This is a genomic window from Pseudomonas sp. SMV71, from assembly GCF_052042015.1.
Taxonomy (GTDB): Bacteria; Pseudomonadota; Gammaproteobacteria; order Pseudomonadales; family Pseudomonadaceae; genus Aquipseudomonas.
Map to the genome: position 1 here is coordinate 60,865 of NZ_JBKGGU010000005.1, position 17,786 is coordinate 78,650.

Consider the following 17,786-nt stretch of genomic DNA (forward strand, 5'->3'; position numbering starts at 1 on the left):
GAGGCAGTACTTCGGGGCTAACGCTGACCACTGTGGGAGCGGGCTTGCTCGCGAATGCGGTAGATCAGTCTGCACAGATATTGGATGCAATGGCCCTTTCGCGAGCAAGCCCACTCCCACACGTTACGGATGCAACGAGGCTCTTGTGGCGAGGGAGCTTGCTCCCGCTGGGCTGCGCAGCAGCCCCCAAAACCAGGCGACCCGGTCGATCACCAGGTCAACACCGCCCCCACCGCAAAGGTATCGGTGTCTTCGTTCTGCGCACTGCTATCGTGGCCGTTGATTTCGAACTGGTTGTACTCCGCCACGAGCTTGAGGTTGTCGTTGATGTCATGGAACAGCGCAATGCCGCGGGTTTCGTAATCGGCGCCGCTGCCCACCACGCCGTTGCCGTCGTCGTCGGTCTTGCCGTAGGACAGCGCCAGGCGGTTCTTGCCCAGTTTGTAGGAACCCTGCAACAGGTAGCCCTTGCTGTCGACGTTGCGCAAAGTGGCCTCACCGGCATTGTTGGTGAAGAACGGATTGATGCCCTTGGCCTGGAAGCCCGAGCCTGTCAGCGACAAGCCGCCCATCTTGGCCTGTACACCGTAGCCCAGGCCTTTGGAGGTGACCGACTCGACCGTCGAGTCGGTGTTGTCCGAGGTCTGGTAGCTGCCGTTGAGCCAGCTGTAGATCTTCGCCCCGCCCAGGTCGAACTGGTAGGTGATCTCGCTCTCGGTGCGCGGATTCTCCTGGTAGGCCTTGCCGGTAGCGCTGTTATCGTTGGTGTCCACCGGGTCCATGATCCCCACCGCGACCCGTAGGCCATCCATCACCGGGGTGCGGTAGGTGATCTGCGAGGTCGGGAACGGGTACGGATAACCGCTGCCGATGTTGCCGAACGAAACCCCGCCACCGTCCACCAGGCCCAGGGAGTCACTGACCTGACCATAGCCGGCGAGCAGTTCGTCCAAAAGGATGTTGGAACGGGCGAACAGGCCGAAGTCCTTGCCGACCAGTACCTCGCCCCATTCCGGATTGGCAACGGTGCCGTAGAACTGCCGCACATCGATGGCGGTGTCGGTGCCGTTGGTCTCGCTGTCATTGATGGTGACCCAGAACGAGGCACGGGCACCGAGCTTGAGGTCGTCAACCTGCTTGCCCATGTTGAAACCCAGGTAATTGGGCAGGAACCCCATCTTGACCCGCGCCTGCCGCCGGTCGTACTGCTCCCCGGCCCGGTCCACGTCGCTGTTGACGTAGAAGGCGTTGACGTAGCCGTCGGTGGAAAAGGTGGTCTGGTCTTTGTCGTACAACATGATCTCCGCCTGGGCCCAAGGCGCCAGGCCGAGGGACGAAAGACTGGCGATGACCGCAGGCAACAGACGGTGGCGGGTATTTTTATTGTTGTGCATGGCGCGCTCCGCGACGTGGGACAGGATGTCGGAAGCGATTATCGAAAGGCGACGGGCAGCGCCATACGCTGCCTTTGAGGCAATTGGCGAGTGCTTTGGTGGCGCGGGTGTGGCGCGGCAGTTTGGGTGTAAGACTGCGGAATTCGCAGAAGCAATACTTCGGGCCCAACCCTATCCACAATCTGGGAAGTCCGGAGATGTGGGAGCGAGCCTGCTCGCGATTGCGGTGTGTCAGCTCATATCGATATGACTGTTCCACCGCAATCGCGAGCAGGCTCGCTCCCACAGGACTGATGTCCACCCGATAATCCGTGGCGAGGGAGCTTGCTCCCGCTATTGCGGTGTGTCAGCACATATCGATATGACTGTTCCACCGCAATCGCGAGCAAGCTCGCTCCCACAGGACTGATGTCCACCCGATAATCCGTGGCGAGGGAGCTTGCTCCCGCTATTGCGGTGTATCAGCACATATCAATATGACTGTTTCACCGCAATCGCGAGCAAGCTCGCTCCCACAGGACTGATGTCCACCCGATAATCCGTGGCGAGGGAGCTTGCTCCCGCTGGCCTGCGCAGCAGGCCCCGTCAACCCGGACTCAGAACCGCGGCTTGACGGTTTTCCACTCCGGTCGGTAACGCTGCATCTGCCGCACGTCATCGCGCTGGCGGATGCCGCAGCTGAGAAACTGGTCATGCAGCTTGCCCAGCTGATCGCGATCCAGCTCCAACCCGAGGCCCGGCGCCCGGGTGATCTTCACACAGCCCTCGACAATCGGCAGCTTGCCACCCTTGATCACTTCTTCATCCGGCTCCTGCCAGGGGTAGTGAGTGTCGCAGGCGTAATCCAGGTTCGGCACCGCCGCCGCCACGTGGGCCATGGCCATGAGGCTGATGCCCAGGTGCGAGTTCGAATGCATCGACACCCCCAGGCCGAACGTGCCGCACATTTTCGCCAGGGCCTGAGTGTCCCGAAGCCCGCCCCAGTAGTGGTGATCGGCCAAGACAATCTGCACACTGTCCAGCGCCACGCTACGACGGAACTCATCGAAATCGGTGACCACCATGTTGGTCGCCAACGGCAGGCCGGTGCGTTTGTGCAACTCGGCCATGCCTTCCAACCCCGGCGTCGGGTCTTCGTAATATTGCAGGTCATCGCCGAGCAACTCGGCCATGCGGATCGAGGTTTCCAGCGACCAGTTGGCATTCGGGTCGATGCGCAGCGGGTAGCCTGGGAATGCTTGTTTCAAGGCCTTGATGCAGGCGACTTCATGCTCGGGTTCAAGCGCACCGGCCTTGAGCTTGATGCTCTTGAAGCCGTAGTCGCGGATCATTCGCCGGGCCTGGGCAACGATCTGCTGTTCACTGAGCGCCTCGCCCCAGTTGTCCGCCGGGTACGGCGAATCGATGTGCTCTGCATATTTGAAAAACAGGTAGGCACTGAACGGAATCTCGTCACGAATCGCACCGCCCAGCAGGTCCACCAACGGCACGTTCAAGTAGTGGGCCTGAAGATCCAGGCACGCCACTTCAAATGCCGAATAGGCATTGCTCACCGCCTTGCTGGCATGGGAACCGGGCGCCAGTTCGGCCCCGGCGACACTGGCCGGGCGCTGTGCCGCGACCGTGGCCTGGACGATAGCGCGCAGTTGGTTGAGGTTGAACGGATCCAGGCCGATCAACCGTTCCTGAAGCTGCTGCTGGATCGCCAGGGCCGGCGCATCGCCATAGCTCTCCCCCAGGCCGATATAACCGTTGTCGCTCTCGATCTCGATGATCGAGCGCAGCGCGTACGGCTCATGAATGCCGCTGGCGTTGAGCAACGGTGGATCGCGAAAGGCGATGGGTGTGACAGTGACGCGTTTGATCTTCATACAGCGGCTCCCGATGGGCCAGGGTTCAAGGCTTGGGGTTTATCCTGTGGCTCGGCCTGGGCCACGGTGTCGGGCCGGCCGGACAGCGAATCCGGGGTGTCGCGCTTGGGTGTGGTGCGGGCGAAAAAGATCACCACGGCGGCGACCAGCGAGGTGAGGGCCAACCCATACAAGCCACCCTCGATGGATCCGGTGGTCTGCTCCAGGAAACCGAACGTCGTCGGCGCGACGAAGCCGCCAAGGTTGCCGATGGAGTTGATCAGCGCGATCACCGCCGCCGCGATCCGGGCATCCAGGTACGCCTGGGGAATCGGCCAGAACAACGCCGAGGCCGCCTTGAAGCCGATCGCCGCAAAACAGATCGCCACGAAGGCAAAGACCGGCCCGCCGGTGGTGGAGATGAACATGCCGAGCGCGGCAATGATCAGCGTCAGCGCGACCCAGGCCTGCTGGAACTTCCACTTGCCGGCCAACGCCGCGAAGCCATACATCGCCACGATGGAAATGATCCACGGAATGGAATTGAGCAAGCCGACCTGGAAGTCTCCCAGGTTGCCCATTTTCTTGATCATGCTCGGCAGCCAGAACGTGGCACCGTAGATGGTCAAGGCGATGGAAAAGTAGATGAAGCAGAACAGCACGATCTGTCGGTCGGCCAGTAACTTGAACACCGAGGGCTTGATCACCTGGGCGGCCTCCCGCGCCCGTTGTTCCTCGGCAATTGCGGCGATCAGGACGCTCTTCTCTTCGGTACTCAGCCATTTGGCCTGGCTGGGATGCGATTGCAGCCAGAACCAGACAAACCCACAGAGCACGATGGAGGCGAAGCCTTCGATCAGGAACATCCACTGCCAGCCGTGCAGCCCGGCCCCGCTGATGTGCAGCAAGGCGCCGGACACCGGACCGGAAATCACCGAGGCGATGGCCGAGCCACTCAGGAAGATCGCCATCGCCTTGCCGCGCTCGTTGGCCGGCAACCATTGGGTGAAGTAGTAGATGATCCCGGGAAAGAACCCCGCCTCCGCCGCGCCTAGGATAAAACGCAGCACATAAAAACTGGTTTCGCCGCGCACGAAGGCCATCGCCATCGCCGCCGCGCCCCAGGTGAACATGATCCGCGTCAGCCAGGCGCGGGCGCCATAGCGTTGCAACAGCATGTTGGACGGTACTTCGAACAGCGCGTAGCCGACGAAGAACAGCCCGGCGCCGAGCCCATAGGCCGCGGCGCCGATGCCCAGGTCGGTTTCCAGGTGGCTGCGCACGAAGCCGATGTTGACCCGGTCGATGTAGTTGACGATGAACATCACCACTACCAGTGGCAGTACATGACGTTTCACCTTGGCCGCCGCCAGTGCCAGGGTGCTGGCCTGCGTGGAGTCCGGTACGTTGTTCAAGGGTGCCTCCCGATCATTGTTTTTGTGGGGAACGGGACGATGATGGACGCGGTGGATTGTTCCCGTCTAATCTAACTTGGCACTTGATTGATACCTGGAATGAATCAATGTTTGAACTGGCCCAACTGCGCTGCTTTACCACGGTGGCGACCGAACTCAACTTCCGGCGCGCCGCCGAACGATTGAACATGACCCAGCCACCGCTGAGCCGACAGATCCAATTGCTGGAACATCACCTGGGCGTCGAACTGTTCACCCGCAGCACCCGCAGCGTCGCACTCACCGCCGCCGGCCGGGCGTTTTTCATCGAGGCGCAGAACCTGCTGCAACAGGCGCAACAAGCCGCCGTGGCCGCCCGGCGCTTCGCCCAGGGCGATATCGGCTCGGTCACCATCAGTTTTGTCGGCAGCGCGGTGTATGAATTCTTGCCCAAGGTGATTGCCGAGGCGCGGCTGAAGCAGCCGCAGGTCAAGATCGTCCTGGCGGAAATGAACACCTACCAGCAGCACGAAGCCTTGCGGGCCCGGCGTATCGACCTGGGGATCGTGCGCTCACCGCTGTTGGAAACCGGCTACGCCACCGAGTGCCTGGTGCGCGAGCCTTTCGTGCTGGCGGTCCCGGCCGGACATCCGCTGGCGACTGCCGACACGGTGAGCGTCCAGGACCTGGATGCCCAGCCGTTCCTGATGTATTCGCACTCTGCCTACCCACCCTTCAACGAACTGCTCACCGGCACGCTCCGCTCGGCCCGGGTCGCGCCGCAATACGTGCAGTGGCTGGGGTCCTCGCTGACGATCCTGGCGCTGGTCAACGCCGGCATGGGCTTGGCGTTGGTGCCCCGGTGCGCCACCAGCGTGGTGTTCAAGCAAGTGGTATTCCGCGAGATCGACCTGGGCGAAGGGGTCCAGAGCGAATTGCACCTGGTGTGGCGCGAGGACAACGATAACCCGGCGTTTACCATGTTGCTGGAGGGAATTCGGGGGGCGGTTCGGGAGGGACTGTGAGCCGACGCGGCCCCGTGGCGAGGGAGCTTGCTCCCGCTGGGCTGCGAAGTGGCCCCCAGAGTTTTCCTGACACACCGGGTCGCCTGGGCGTTGTTGGGGCTGCTATGCAGCCCAGCGGGAGCAAGCTCCCTCGCCACAGAGGCACCCTGCGTTTCTCCAATTGGGTTGCTTAGCAGGATTTAATTGGAGCATCAGATATTCCCGTTGTCCTCTTCTGGTTGTACGATGACCGACGAGCATGCAGCGCTCGCCCTTCTCCGATACCAACAAAAACAAGGATCCCCATGAAGAAGACTACACTCGCCATCAGCTTCCTGTGCCTGTTCAGCGGCTACGCAGCAGCGGCCGCTCCATCCGCCGAGCAAGAGGTGGCCCAGGCCGTCGATCATCTGACCCAGGCCATGCTGCACAAGGACATCCCCCAGCTCCAGGCTCTTGCCGCCGAGAACCTGACCTACGGGCACTCCAGCGGCAATATCCAGGACAAGAAGGCCTTCATCGCCGACATCGAGACCGGTAGGAGCGCGTTCAAGACCCTGGAGATGCAGAACCAGAAGATCACCTTGTCCGGGGACACAGCCCTAGTGCGCAATCATTTCTCGGCGCAGGCGCTTAAAGGCACAGAGGTGGTGCCGACGGAAATCGAGAACTTCCAGATCTGGCAGAAGCAGAAGGATGGGAAATGGTTGTTGATTGGGCGTCAGGCGTTTCGGTTCTAATATTAATACGGTTGTAGGAAACGCTTTGAAGAAAGTATGTAGGTCTATTACAGGTCTATATCGCGATTCAGGGTCACATCAGAGAGAGGCCAAGCTTGATTATAAGGTCATGACTTGGCCTACTCCGGCGGATAATGCGAACAATCAGGCAACATGAAGTCAATCCCAGATCTTCACTGAGCCGAGGGACGAAGCATAGCCAAACAGAATATCTAGCAATCCACTGCTGTCAAAAAACTATAAAAAACTGTCGACTCTTACAGTGCCCACCACGATGCAAACTGAAAACAATAGACTCTTCTATCCTTGGAGAGCGCGGTCATGAGCATCACTGCAGACACTTTTAAAAATCATAAATCCGGAGACAAAATATTAATTTATGTCAATGGCTCTAAGATCGAGGGCTACTTCGAATCGGTTTCTGAAGGGCGGATAAACTATGAGGATATGAACTTCAGGAAAAAATCACATGCTCTCTCGGAGCTTTCCGACCCTCCACCTGCATCCTCCTCTCCGTATCACCCTCTCAACCAATAAAAGCCTATCAAGAGCATACGAGCCTGACCGCGAGACCAGGCTCAACTACCTCAGAGATTTTTTTCATCTGGCCTCTTCCGTCAATCCCCGGCCCACTGTTCACGGTGCTGCAACAGGAAATCCACAAATGCCCGCACCCGTTGCGGCACATAGCGGCCGTGTGGATACAGCAATGTAAAAGGCCGTGAACGTCCGCCGAATGGCTGCAAGACTTCAACCAACCGACCGTCTGCCAGTTCCTGTTCGACGATGAATCGATAGGTCTGGAACAACCCTGCCCCATGCTTGGCCAGCGTCACCCCGCCCAGTACATCGTCCGAACAGCTGTAGTTGCCCTGGGCGAAAACCTCCCGTTCCTTGCCATCTACATTGAACAGCCAGGAAATCCGCCGCCCGCTGCTGGGCAATTCGAACTGGATGCATTCATGATCGCCGAGGTCTTCAACGGTCTGCGGCGTACCGGCTTTGCGCAGGTAATCCGCAGATGCGACCACGACCAGTCTGGCGTCCTCCAGCAGGCGGGCGATCATCGAAGAGTCCGGCTGTGCCCGCACACGAATCGCCAGGTCGTAGCCTTCTGCGACGAAATCGATGTTTCGGTTGCTCAAGTGGATATCCACGCTTACCTGCGGGTACAGCGCACGAAACGCCGGCAGCAATGGCAGGATCCGGTGATGACCGTAGGTGGTGGGCAAGCTGATGCGCAGTTGCCCCGACGGCACCGATTGCGCGCCCATCATTTCCTGTTGCGCCTCGACCAGTTGCGTCAGCGCCTGGCGGCACTGTTCGAAATAGGTCTTGCCGGCGTCCGTCAGGCGGATGCTGCGGGTGGTTCGCACAAACAACCGCGAGCCCAGGCGCTCTTCCAGGCGGAAGATCGAACGGCTCACTGCCGCCGGTGTGACACCCGCCACCTGCGCCGCTGCGGTGAAGCTGCCCGCCTCTGCTGCCAGGCAGAACAGTTCTATGCTGCCCAATTGCAAATCTTCGAAGTGCCGCTTCATGATTCGTTACACCGCGTATCAACTGAATATGCCCACCGCCTGTTTATCAGTCGGCGGCGTATAAATACAGTGGCCTTCGGTTGCGCAGGAATCTTCCTGCGCTCATCTCTCATCAGCAGGAGTGCAACATGCCATTCGTCAACGTGCGGATTACCCGCGACGGCGTCACCCGCGAACAGAAAGCCCAGGTAATCTCGGAGATCACCGAGACCCTCCAGCGCGTGCTGGGCAAGGATCCGCACCTGACCCATATCGTGATCGAGGAAGTCGATACCGATAACTGGGGCTATGCGGGAATGACGACCACGGAATATCGAAGTCTTCCCAAAGAGTGAGGGTGTTGCTTTCCAGGCCCGGTCCAGATGACCGGGCTTTTTTCTGCCTGGCGCAAGCCCTCTGTGGGAGCGACCCTGCTCGCGATAGCGGCACATCAGTCAATACAGCTTCGGCTGGCCCACCGTTATCGCGAGCAAGCTCGCTCCCACAGTTAAACAGCGTGTGGCTCATCGATTAATTACACCACGTATCAACTCAAGTACCAGAAGCTCCATTTATCAAATCCAGGCGCAGCAATAACCTGATCCCAACCAGCGCCTCTCCCGGCGCCGCGGTTCAACCAATGTGATCAGGAGTCGAATCATGAGCAAGAAAACCGTCATCATCACCGGCGCTTCCAGTGGCATCGGCCTGGGTCTGGTCAAGGCGTTCCTGGACCGGGGCTACAACGTGGTGGGCAACGCACGTTCCCAGTCCGGGCTGGACCAGACCGCGGCACAACTCGGTCATCCGGCCGGTTTCATCGGGGTGGCCGGCGATATTGCCGCACCGGCGACTTCCACCGCGCTCATCGGCAAAGCCATCGAGGCGTTCGGCTCGGTCGACGGGCTGGTGAACAATGCCGGGTTCTTCCTGCCCAAACCCTTCGTCGAATACAGCCCGCAGGACCTCGAGTCGTTGCTGGACACCAACCTCAAGGGGCTCGTCTATGCCAGCCAGGCGGCGGCCGCGCACATGATCAGTCGTCGTGAGGGTTTCATCATCAACATCTCCGCCTCGGTAGCATTGCAGCCGAACATCCAGGTGCCGGCAGCGCTGCCGGTGTTGATCAAGGGCGGCGTCAACCAGATGACCCGCGCTTTGGCCCTTGAACTGTCGCCGCATAACATCAAAGTCAACGCCGTGGCACCGGGCATCATTGATACGCCGATGCATGACCCAGCCCACCGCGAATTTCTCAACAACCTGGCCCCGGCCGGCCGCGTCGGCACCATCGCCGAAATCGCCGAGGCCGTGCTGTACCTCGCCGGCGCAGACTTCACCACCGGCGCGATCCTGCCGGTGGACGGCGGGATGAGCACCGGTAAGTGGTAGAAAAAGCTCTGGGAACGAGCCTGCTCGCGATGGGGTCCGGCCAGTCAGCCTCTTATTGACTGACCCGGCGCCATCGCGAGCAAGCTCGCTCCCACAGGATTGTGTTGCTTCAGAGGGTGTAGGAGATCCCGGCCTGTACGGTCCGTGGTGCGCCTGGGTAGGCGTAGACGTTGCCGAACGCGCCTTCTTCGTAGTCGGCATCGAACAGGTTTTTCAGGTCCAGGTTCAGGCGGATCCGCTCGTTGACCTTGTAGTAGCCGAGCAGGTCGACGACGGTGTAGCTGTCCATGGAGAACGCGTTCGCTGCTGTCTGGCCGGCGCGTTCGCCAACGTATTTGGCGCCCACGCCAAGCCCCAGGCCCTTGAGGCCGCCATCCTGGAATTCATAGACATTGAGCAGACTGAAGCTGTGCTCGGGGACGTTGAGCAGACGGGTGCCGGACGGGATGTTGGCGTCCTTGGTCACCTCGGCGTCGACATAGGCATAGCCGCCGATCATCCGCCATTCCGGCGTCAGGTTGCCCGCGACGTTCAAGTCGAAGCCACGGCTGCGCACTTCGCCAGCGGCCACGCTGAAGGTCGAGTCCACCGGGTCGGTGGTCAGTACGTTGCGTTTTTCGATCTGGTACACCGCGGCATCCACGCTCAGCTGACGGTCCAGCGCTTCCCACTTGACGCCCACCTCGTAGGACTTGCCCTCCTCCGGCTTGAACCCACCGCCTTGGCGACTCGCACCGTTGTTGGGCTTGAACGAGCGTGCGGTGTTGGCGTAGACCGCCACGGTATCGGTCAGGTCGTACAGCACACCCAGCCGAGGCGTGACGGCATGGTCGGTGACTTCCCAGTTGCGGCTACCGGGCGGGTTCTGCGGGACGAAACTCTCGTACTCATGCTCGAACCGCTCGAAGCGCGCACCCGCCAGCAATTTCAGGCGCTCGGTGAGTGCCACCTGGTCCTGGATGAACACGCCGAAGGTCTTGAGGTTTTCCTGATCGTCGGTCGGCGTGCGGGTCAACGCCGGGCGCGGCTGGCCGTACACCGGGTCGAAGATGTCGATCGGGTAGGCACCGGCGCCTGCGGCAGAGCGCCGGATGATGGACTGGTAGTCGTAGTCTTCATACTCGACGCCGGTCAGCAGCGTGTGTTCGAAGCCGCCCGTGGAAAAATGCCCGGTGAGGTTGAGCTGGTAGTCGCGGTCGGTCCATTCCAGTTTGCGGTAGTTGAAGTTGCGGCCCAGGGTCCGGCCATCGGCGCCGATGCCGTTGCCTTCGACGGCATTGCCCTGCAACGTGCCGTCGAGCCACTGGGTGCCGCCGGCCAGGGTCCAGTCGTCGTTGAGCATGTGCTCGAACCGCACCTGCAGCATGGTGTTGTCGTTGTGCAGCTTGCCAGCGTCTTTCTCGCCGAAGAATGTGTCGCGCGAGGCGGTCCCGCGCTGGCCGGCGTAATGGGTCAGGCCACGGTCCAGCGGCGCATTGTTGCGCATGAAATCGCCTTCGAAGGTCAGTCGCGTGGTGTCGTTGACCTGCCAGCTGACCACCGGTGCGATGCCGTAACGCTCAGTCTCGACATGGTCGCGGAAGGTATCGCCGCCCTCGCCCACCACGTTCAGCCGGTAAGCCAGGTTGCCTTGTTCATCCAGCGGGCCCGACGCATCCAGCGTGCCACGGCGCATACCCTGGTCGCTGAGCTGGCTGCCCAGGGTCACCATGCGCTCGGCCAAGGGTTGCTTGGACACCACATTGAATGTACCGCCCGGGTCGCCGCGGCCATACAGCATGGTTGCCGGGCCCCGCAGCACTTCCAGGCGCTCGATGGTGTTGGCGTCCGGCATGTTCGGGTAACCCCGGTTGATCGGGAAGCCGTTGCGATAGAACTCGCCGGTGGTGAACCCGCGCACGGTGAAGGTCGTCAGGCCCTGGCCGCCGAAGTTGTTTGCCCGGCCCACCCCACCGGCGTAGTCCAGGGCGTCCTGCAAGCGCGTGGCGCCGAGGTCTTCGACGACGTCGCGGGAGACCACGGAGATCGATTGCGGGGTCTCATGGATCGCGGTGTCCGTCCGGGTGGCGCTGGCAGAACGGGTCGCGTGATAACCCTTGACCGGGCCCTGTGCGTTTTCGTAGTCGGCGCTGCCAACAATGTCGGTGGCCTGCAGTTCGAGGGTCGCCGGGTGGGCGACGATAGGCTCGTCTGCCCAGGTGGAGATGGAATAAGCCTGAAGCACACACAGTGAAACGAGAATCCGACGCATCGACACACAATCCCGATCAAAAATGCCGCCATCGCTGGCAGCAGACAAAAATGTGTCGCGAAAGATACAGCAACTCATTCTTGTTTGATATGGATTCCCATTAACACAACGTAATGGATTCCTCCTCAATGCGCTGGAAGAACGTCTGCGCCCGCACATCCTGGGTGTAGGCTACGTTCAGCCGCAGCCAGTCGCAGGCCTCCCCCTCTGGCAGGAACGCCGACCCCTGTGAGAGCTGGATGTGCAGGTCGCGGGCGATCTGTTGCACCCGTTGCGAATCCAGCCATCGGGGCCTGGCCCATATGAACAGGCCGCCCACGGGCTCGGCAAACACTTCCCAGTACCTCGGATCAAGCTGACGCAGCGTGCTCGCCATCTGCTTGTTCACGCGTTGGCGCAGGCGCTGGAGCAGTTTGCGATAAGCACCGTTCGCCAGCAGCGTCGCCACCACATTTTCCGCGAGCAACGAGCAACCGATGCCGGTCACCATCTTCACTTCGGCCAACCGGTTGATGATCTCGGGCCGGGCAACCACATAGCCGATGCGCAGCGAACTGGACAGGGTCTTGGAAAAACTCGCCAGGTAGATCACCCGGTCCAAGGCATCCAGCGACGCCAGGCGGGCTGTCGGGCCGTTCTGGAAATCGGCGTAGATGTCGTCCTCGATAATGCGAAAGTCATGGGCGGTGGCCAGCTGCAGCAGACGATACGCCACGCTGGGCGCCAGGCTGGTGCCGGTGGGGTTCTGGTACATGCTGTTGATGAAGAAATACGCAGGCTTGTGTCGGCCCAGCAGCTGCTCCAGGTGGGCGATGTCCGGGCCTTGCGCAGTCCTTGGCACCGCCAGGGTCCTGACCCCGTGCAACTTCAGCAGATTGAACAGGTTGTAGTAACCGGGGCTTTCCACCAGCACCAGGTCACCGGGTTTGAGCAGCGTGCGCACCAGCAAATCCAGCCCGTGACTGGCGCCCTGGGTGGTGAGGATTTGTCCCGGGTCGACGTGAATGTCGATCAGGCCCAGGCGTTTCTGGATGTGCAGGCGCAACGGGGCTGAGCCCAACGGTGTGCTGTAGTTGAACAGCGCCTGGCTGTCGCTGCGCACGACCTGGCGGATCGCCTGGCCCAGGTCGGCATCGTCGCGCCACGCATCGGACAGCCAGCCACACCCCAGCTTGAGCTGCGTCGAGGCGCTGTCGAACAGTCGCCACGCCGGGTTATCCGCCTGGCTTTCAGGCTCTGTCAGCGCGCACGTCTGCCGGGCGACGAAGAAGCCCGCGCCGTGCCGGGATTCCAGCACGCCACTGGCAACCAGATGATCGTAAGCCTTGATCACGCTCGACAGGCTCAGATTGTTTTCCCGCGCCAACTGGCGGATCGAGGGCATCCGCGCACCGGGGCGAATGCCATGGGTGGTGATCCACTCCGAGAGTTGATTCACCAGTTGGTGGATCAGGGGTTCAGCCACGTTACGCTCAATCTTCAGATCCACGACAGGCTCGCAAGTGTTCTCGAATTTCGAGCGAACAGTTAAGCATAAAAGGCCCGGTTCTGTTCCTTGTTTGCAAGACGCCCGCCAGAGATAGTCCGGGCACTTCACTTGACTCAAGGAACACCTTTGGACACCCAGCAAAAACACTCGTGGGGACTGGCTTTCGGCCTGTGCCTGATCACCCTGGCGGTCAACCTGCAAGCGCCGCTCTACACCACCTACGCGCAATTGTCCGGCTACGGTGCCGGAGCCACGGCGGTGGCGTTTTCCGGGTATGTGCTCGGTGTGCTGCCAGTACTGCTGGCCTTCGGCGGGCTGGCTGATCGGGTCGGACGCAAGCCGCTGATCCTGGTGGCGCTCGCACTCTCGATGCTGGCGACCGTCGTTACGCTGCTCTGGCCCGGCCTGGAAGCACTGGGCCTGGCGCGGCTGATGATGGGCGTCGGGACCGGGCTGGCCTCGGCGACCTCGACCGCGTACATGACGGAACTCATGGCCAGCGGCGACACGCGCTCGCCGGCCAACCGGGTAACCGCCAGTACATCCTTGGGATTTGGCCTCGGCGCGGCGTTGACCAGCCTGTTCCTGTCCGTTCATCACAGCGTTACGCCCGGCAGTTTCTGGCTGCAACTGGTGCTGGCGGCCACGGCGATGATCGTGGTCTGGCGGTTGCCGGATCCTGCCATGAAAATCCGCCATGCGCCGCTGTTGCGCTTGCCGCTGTTTCCGACAGGCAGCCTGCCCTACAGTTTTTCCATGCTGCTGGCCTGGGCCACTTCGGGGCTGGTGATCGCCATCCTGCCGTCGGTGCTGGCGACGCACGGTTTGCAGGGTTGGTCCGGCCTGTCGACCTTCACCGTGATCAGTTGCGGATTGCTGTTCCAGCCGTGGGTACGTCGCCTGCATCCGGCTCGGGCCACCGTCCTGGGGTTGCTGGTCCTGCCGCTGAGCTACGCGCTACTGGCCTGGGGCGCCAGCGTCGGCTCACTGGCCGCCGTACTGCTCGGTGCCCTGGGAGCCAGCAGCGCCTGTTACGGCTTTCTTTACCTGGGCGGGTTATCGGCGATCACCGCCATGGCCGGCACGGAAAAGGCCCGGGTCAGCGCCGGATTCTTCCTGTTCGCGTATGTCGGGTTCAGTATTCCGGTAGTGGTGACCGGCGTGTTGGCGGACCGTTTCGGCGCCGATGTGGCGCTGGTCCTGTTCGGTCTGGCGTTGGCGGTTGGGGCGTGCATCACCGGGTTGCGCATCGTTCGCACGCAAGCCTATGGGGCTCAGCTTTCCCAAGGCTGAACGAAAATCCCGTCAGAGTACGGTGTCCACCCGTGGCGAGGGAGCTTGCTCCCGCTCGATTGCACAGCAATCGCAAAAATCTCCGGTCTGCTGCGCAGCCCAGCGGGAGCAAGCTCCCTCGCCACAGCAAAGCGTGCCAGCGGCAGACTTGGAGGGCTCGACCCGGCCGTCGCAAAGTCGTATACCATATCCCCACCTCAACCGAACGACCCCGCCGCCGTGACTTTATCCAAGTTCAACCTACCTGACCTAGGCAACACTCCGTCCACTTCGGAAATCATCACCCGCCACCTGCGCGACGCGATCGTCGCCGGGCATTTTGCCGAGGATGAGCCGATTCGCCAGGACGACATTGCCCGTCAGTTCAACGTCAGCAAGATTCCCGTGCGCGAAGCCCTCAAGCGGCTGGAGGCCGAGGGCCTGGTGATGTTCCAGCGCAATCGGGGGGCCATGGTCACGCGGATCTCCGAAGCGGAGCTGGCGCAGATGTTCGAAGTGCGGATGCTGCTGGAAGACAAAGTGCTGCGCCTGGCAATCCCCAACATGACCGAAGCGACCTTCACCCGCGCCGAAAGCATCTGCCGGGAATTCATCGGTGAGGACGACGTGGGACGCTGGGCCGAGCTCAACTGGCAACTGCATGCGTGCCTGTACGAACCGGCGCAGCGGCCGTTCATGGTCAGCCTGATTCGCTCGGTCCACGACAAACTGGAGCGCTACCTGCGCATGCAGATGAGCCTGTCGGCGGGCAAGGAACGCGCCGATCACGAACACCGGGAAATCGTCGACGCCTGCCGCGCCGGGGATGTGGAGCGGGCGGTGAAACTGCTGGACGAACACATCGCCGGCGTCTGCCAGACACTGTTCGAGTTCTTGCCGGCCAGCCATTGAAAGCCACCGGTTTGCTCCCACAGTTTGTTTTGAGGCGGACACTGGTCCCGAGTACAAGCGTCACCCCTTGTGGGAGCGAGCCTGCTCGCGATAGCGGTGGGTCAGGCGACATCTGCGCTGAATGTTAAGCCCCCATCGCGAGCAGGCTCGCTCCCACAAGGGATCTTTGTTAATTCGAATCCTCATCTATGCCGATTTCGTCATCCGCGCCGGGTAAAACCATCAAGCCGCCGCCCCCTGATGCGCGCCACGCTTGCCCTCATCTCCCCTGAACGGAAGCGCCCCACATGAAACGCATCACCGTGATCGATTCCCACACCGGCGGTGAACCGACCCGCCTGGTCATCGACGGTTTTCCGGACCTGGGCCGAGGCAGCATGGCCGAGCGCAAGCGCCGGTTGGCCGAGGAGCACGATGCCTGGCGCACCGCCTGTGTCCTGGAGCCTCGGGGCAGCGATGTGCTGGTGGGCGCGCTGCTGTGTGAGCCGGTGGACCCGAGTGCCTGTGCCGGGGTGATCTTTTTCAACAACAGCGGCTACCTGGGCATGTGCGGCCACGGCACCATCGGCCTGGTGGCGTCGCTGGCCCATCTGGGCAGGATCGGCCCTGGGGTGCACAGCATCGAGACGCCGGTAGGCACCGTTCAGGCCACCTTGCATGAGGATCATTCGGTCAGCGTGCGCAACGTGCCGGCCTACCGTTACCGCCAGGCCCTGAGCCTGGAAGTGCCCGGCATCGGCCCGGTGGTGGGCGACGTGGCCTGGGGCGGCAACTGGTTCTTCCTGATTGCCGAACACCGCCAGCGCGTGGCCGGCGACAATCTCGATGCGTTGACCGCCTACACCTACGCCGTCCAGCAGGCCTTGGAAGAGCAAGGCTTTCGCGGCGAGGATGGCGGGCTGATCGACCACATCGAACTGTTCGCCGACGACCCGCAGGCCGACAGCCGCAACTTCGTGCTCTGCCCCGGCAAGGCTTATGACCGCTCCCCTTGCGGCACCGGCACCAGTGCCAAACTGGCCTGCCTGGCGGCCGACGGGAAACTGCGACCCGGACAGATCTGGCGCCAGGCCAGCGTGATCGGCAGCGAATTCGAAGGCTCTTACGAACAAGCCGGCGAACGCATCATTCCGACCATTCGCGGCCGTGCCTTCATCAGCGCCGAAGCCTCACTGATCATCGAAGCGGACGACCCGTTCGCCTGGGGCATTCGTTCGTGAGCGAGGGGCCTGTCGCCGACATCATCGTCATCGGCGCCGGAATCATCGGCGCCGCCTGCGCCCGGACATTGGCCCGACGCGGCTTGAAGGTGCTGGTGCTTGACGCCGGTTGGCACGGCGCCACAGCCGCCGGTATGGGCCACTTGCTGGTGCTCGATGACAACCCGGCGGAACTGGCCCTCAGTCAATACTCCCTGCAACGCTGGCGTGAACTGGCCCCGGCCCTGCCCGACGGCTGCGCCTGGCGCAACAACGGCACCTTGTGGCTGGCGGCCAACGCCGAGGAAATGGCGGTGGCCGATAGTAAATATCTGAACCTGCTGGCCCATGGCGAAGACTGCGAACTGATCGGTCGTGCTGCGCTGCATCAACGCCAACCCGGCTTGCGCCCTGATCTGGAGGGTGGATTGCTGATCAAGGGCGACGGCATCCTCTATGCTCCGGCGGCCGCTCGTTGGATGCTGGACACGGCCAACATTCTCCAGCAACGGGCCCAGGTGACAGAAGTCGATGGCCGTCGCGTACGCCTGGACGACGGGCGATGGTTGAGCGCCGAAGCGGTGGTCCTCGCCAATGGCATCCAGGCTACCGAGCTCTGCCCCGAACTGCCCATCGAACCGAAAAAGGGCCACCTGCTGATCACCGACCGTTACCCCGCCACGGTCACTCACACCCTGGTGGAACTGGGCTATGTCACCAGCGCCCACAACGCCAGCGGCCCGTCGGTGGCATGCAATATCCAGCCACGCCCGACCGGACAATTATTCATCGGCGCCTCGCGGCAGTTCGGCACCGTCGATCCGCAAGTGGACAGCTGGATGCTGGCGAAGATGCTCAGGCGCGCGGTCGATTATTTGCCGGGACTGGCAGCGCTCAATGGCATTCGCGCCTGGACCGGTTTCCGCGCCGCCAGCCCCGATGGCCTGCCGCTGGTGGGACAGCATCCGCAGCGCGAAGGCCTGTGGCTGGCGGTGGGTCACGAAGGGCTGGGCGTCACGACGGCCCCGGCGACCGCCGACCTGCTGGCCGCGCAGCTGTTCAACGAAACCGCGCCGCTGGCCCCGGAACCCTACCTGCCTCAACGCTTCCTCGGGGAACCGGCCCATGCCTGAAGCCCGACACCGTCCCCTGTGGCGAGGGAGCTTGCTCCCGCTCGATTGCGCAGCAATCGCCACATTCCGCTGGCCCCGGCACCCTACCTGCCTCAACGCTTCCTCGGGGAACCGGCCCATGCCTGAAGCCCGACACCGTCCCCTGTGGCGAGGGAGCTTGCTCCCGCTCGATTGCGCAGCAATCGCCACAATCTCGGGTCTGCTGCGCAGCCCAGCGGGAGCAAGCTCCCTTGCCA

General features: G+C 62.0%; 14 protein-coding genes. 8 read left to right on the top strand and 6 right to left on the bottom strand.

Translation table 11 applies throughout. From position 1 onward, the window contains the following. Positions 1–209: 209 nt before the first annotated feature. From ACLEJQ_RS06335 to ACLEJQ_RS06345, 3 genes are all read right to left on the bottom strand, one after another. Positions 210–1,394, bottom strand: a complete 1,185-nt coding sequence (locus ACLEJQ_RS06335; protein WP_440793208.1) for a porin — start codon at positions 1,392–1,394, stop codon at positions 210–212. Between the two features lie 596 nt (positions 1,395–1,990). Further along, complete coding sequence (locus ACLEJQ_RS06340) at positions 1,991–3,265, bottom strand: glucarate dehydratase family protein (protein ID WP_440793210.1); 1,275 nt, start codon at positions 3,263–3,265, stop codon at positions 1,991–1,993. Then, the gene (locus ACLEJQ_RS06345; RefSeq protein ID WP_440793212.1) at positions 3,262–4,659 is read right to left on the bottom strand and encodes an MFS transporter; all 1,398 of its coding nucleotides are present in this window, start codon (positions 4,657–4,659) and stop codon (positions 3,262–3,264) included. The genes ACLEJQ_RS06340 and ACLEJQ_RS06345 overlap by 4 nt, the downstream gene beginning before the upstream one ends. Before the next feature lie 107 nt (positions 4,660–4,766). On the opposite strand from ACLEJQ_RS06345, the gene ACLEJQ_RS06350 reads away from it, so the two are divergent. Beyond that, the gene (locus tag ACLEJQ_RS06350) at positions 4,767–5,663 is read left to right on the top strand and encodes a LysR substrate-binding domain-containing protein (RefSeq protein WP_440793214.1); all 897 of its coding nucleotides are present in this window, start codon (positions 4,767–4,769) and stop codon (positions 5,661–5,663) included. A gap of 284 nt (positions 5,664–5,947) precedes the next feature. After that, complete coding sequence (locus tag ACLEJQ_RS06355; RefSeq protein ID WP_440793216.1) at positions 5,948–6,382, top strand: nuclear transport factor 2 family protein; 435 nt, start codon at positions 5,948–5,950, stop codon at positions 6,380–6,382. 617 nt (positions 6,383–6,999) lie between these two features. Here the strand turns inward: ACLEJQ_RS06355 and ACLEJQ_RS06360 are convergent. Beyond that, positions 7,000–7,923, bottom strand: a complete 924-nt coding sequence (locus ACLEJQ_RS06360) for a LysR substrate-binding domain-containing protein (protein WP_440793218.1) — start codon at positions 7,921–7,923, stop codon at positions 7,000–7,002. Between the two features lie 128 nt (positions 7,924–8,051). Here ACLEJQ_RS06360 and ACLEJQ_RS06365 point away from each other — a divergent pair, with 128 nt between their 5' ends. Both ACLEJQ_RS06365 and ACLEJQ_RS06370 read left to right on the top strand, forming a co-directional pair. Continuing rightward, on the top strand, positions 8,052–8,258 hold the full coding sequence (locus tag ACLEJQ_RS06365) for a tautomerase family protein (RefSeq protein WP_025213530.1): 207 nt from the start codon (positions 8,052–8,054) through the stop codon (positions 8,256–8,258). A 301-nt stretch (positions 8,259–8,559) separates the two neighbouring features. Further along, positions 8,560–9,294 carry an SDR family NAD(P)-dependent oxidoreductase gene (locus tag ACLEJQ_RS06370; RefSeq protein ID WP_440793540.1) on the top strand — a complete coding sequence of 245 codons (735 nt, stop codon included), beginning with the start codon at positions 8,560–8,562 and terminating at the stop codon, positions 9,292–9,294. 109 nt (positions 9,295–9,403) lie between these two features. Here the strand turns inward: ACLEJQ_RS06370 and ACLEJQ_RS06375 are convergent, their stop codons facing one another. Together ACLEJQ_RS06375 and ACLEJQ_RS06380 are read right to left on the bottom strand one after the other, a co-directional pair. Further along, positions 9,404–11,545 (bottom strand): TonB-dependent siderophore receptor, encoded by a 2,142-nt coding sequence (locus tag ACLEJQ_RS06375; RefSeq protein WP_440793220.1) that lies wholly within the window; start codon positions 11,543–11,545, stop codon positions 9,404–9,406. Between the two features lie 100 nt (positions 11,546–11,645). Further along, on the bottom strand, positions 11,646–13,034 hold the full coding sequence (locus ACLEJQ_RS06380; protein WP_440793222.1) for a PLP-dependent aminotransferase family protein: 1,389 nt from the start codon (positions 13,032–13,034) through the stop codon (positions 11,646–11,648). Between the two features lie 126 nt (positions 13,035–13,160). Between ACLEJQ_RS06380 and ACLEJQ_RS06385 the strand changes: the two genes are divergently transcribed. From ACLEJQ_RS06385 to ACLEJQ_RS06400, 4 genes are all read left to right on the top strand, one after another. After that, complete coding sequence (locus ACLEJQ_RS06385; RefSeq protein WP_440793224.1) at positions 13,161–14,327, top strand: MFS transporter; 1,167 nt, start codon at positions 13,161–13,163, stop codon at positions 14,325–14,327. Between the two features lie 219 nt (positions 14,328–14,546). Further along, entirely contained in the window at positions 14,547–15,218 is a 672-nt protein-coding gene (locus ACLEJQ_RS06390) for a GntR family transcriptional regulator (RefSeq protein WP_440793226.1), read from the top strand. A 287-nt stretch (positions 15,219–15,505) separates the two neighbouring features. Further along, complete coding sequence (locus ACLEJQ_RS06395) at positions 15,506–16,438, top strand: 4-hydroxyproline epimerase (RefSeq protein WP_440793228.1); 933 nt, start codon at positions 15,506–15,508, stop codon at positions 16,436–16,438. After that, positions 16,435–17,550 (top strand): NAD(P)/FAD-dependent oxidoreductase, encoded by a 1,116-nt coding sequence (locus ACLEJQ_RS06400; protein ID WP_440793230.1) that lies wholly within the window; start codon positions 16,435–16,437, stop codon positions 17,548–17,550. Before ACLEJQ_RS06395 ends, ACLEJQ_RS06400 begins: the two co-directional genes overlap by 4 nt. The last annotated feature ends 236 nt before the right edge of the window (positions 17,551–17,786 follow it).

What these genes read in the sequence shown, in the direction of transcription:
- ACLEJQ_RS06395 (WP_440793228.1), top strand. Translation starts at nt 15,506, where the DNA reads ATGAAACGCATCACCGTGATCGATTCCCACACCGGCGGTGAACCGACC.
- ACLEJQ_RS06340 (WP_440793210.1), bottom strand. Translation starts at nt 3,265, where the DNA reads ATGAAGATCAAACGCGTCACTGTCACACCCATCGCCTTTCGCGATCCA.
- ACLEJQ_RS06375 (WP_440793220.1), bottom strand. Translation starts at nt 11,545, where the DNA reads ATGCGTCGGATTCTCGTTTCACTGTGTGTGCTTCAGGCTTATTCCATC.
- ACLEJQ_RS06360 (WP_440793218.1), bottom strand. Translation starts at nt 7,923, where the DNA reads ATGAAGCGGCACTTCGAAGATTTGCAATTGGGCAGCATAGAACTGTTC.
- ACLEJQ_RS06350 (WP_440793214.1), top strand. Translation starts at nt 4,767, where the DNA reads ATGTTTGAACTGGCCCAACTGCGCTGCTTTACCACGGTGGCGACCGAA.
- ACLEJQ_RS06355 (WP_440793216.1), top strand. Translation starts at nt 5,948, where the DNA reads ATGAAGAAGACTACACTCGCCATCAGCTTCCTGTGCCTGTTCAGCGGC.
- ACLEJQ_RS06335 (WP_440793208.1), bottom strand. Translation starts at nt 1,394, where the DNA reads ATGCACAACAATAAAAATACCCGCCACCGTCTGTTGCCTGCGGTCATC.
- ACLEJQ_RS06365 (WP_025213530.1), top strand. Translation starts at nt 8,052, where the DNA reads ATGCCATTCGTCAACGTGCGGATTACCCGCGACGGCGTCACCCGCGAA.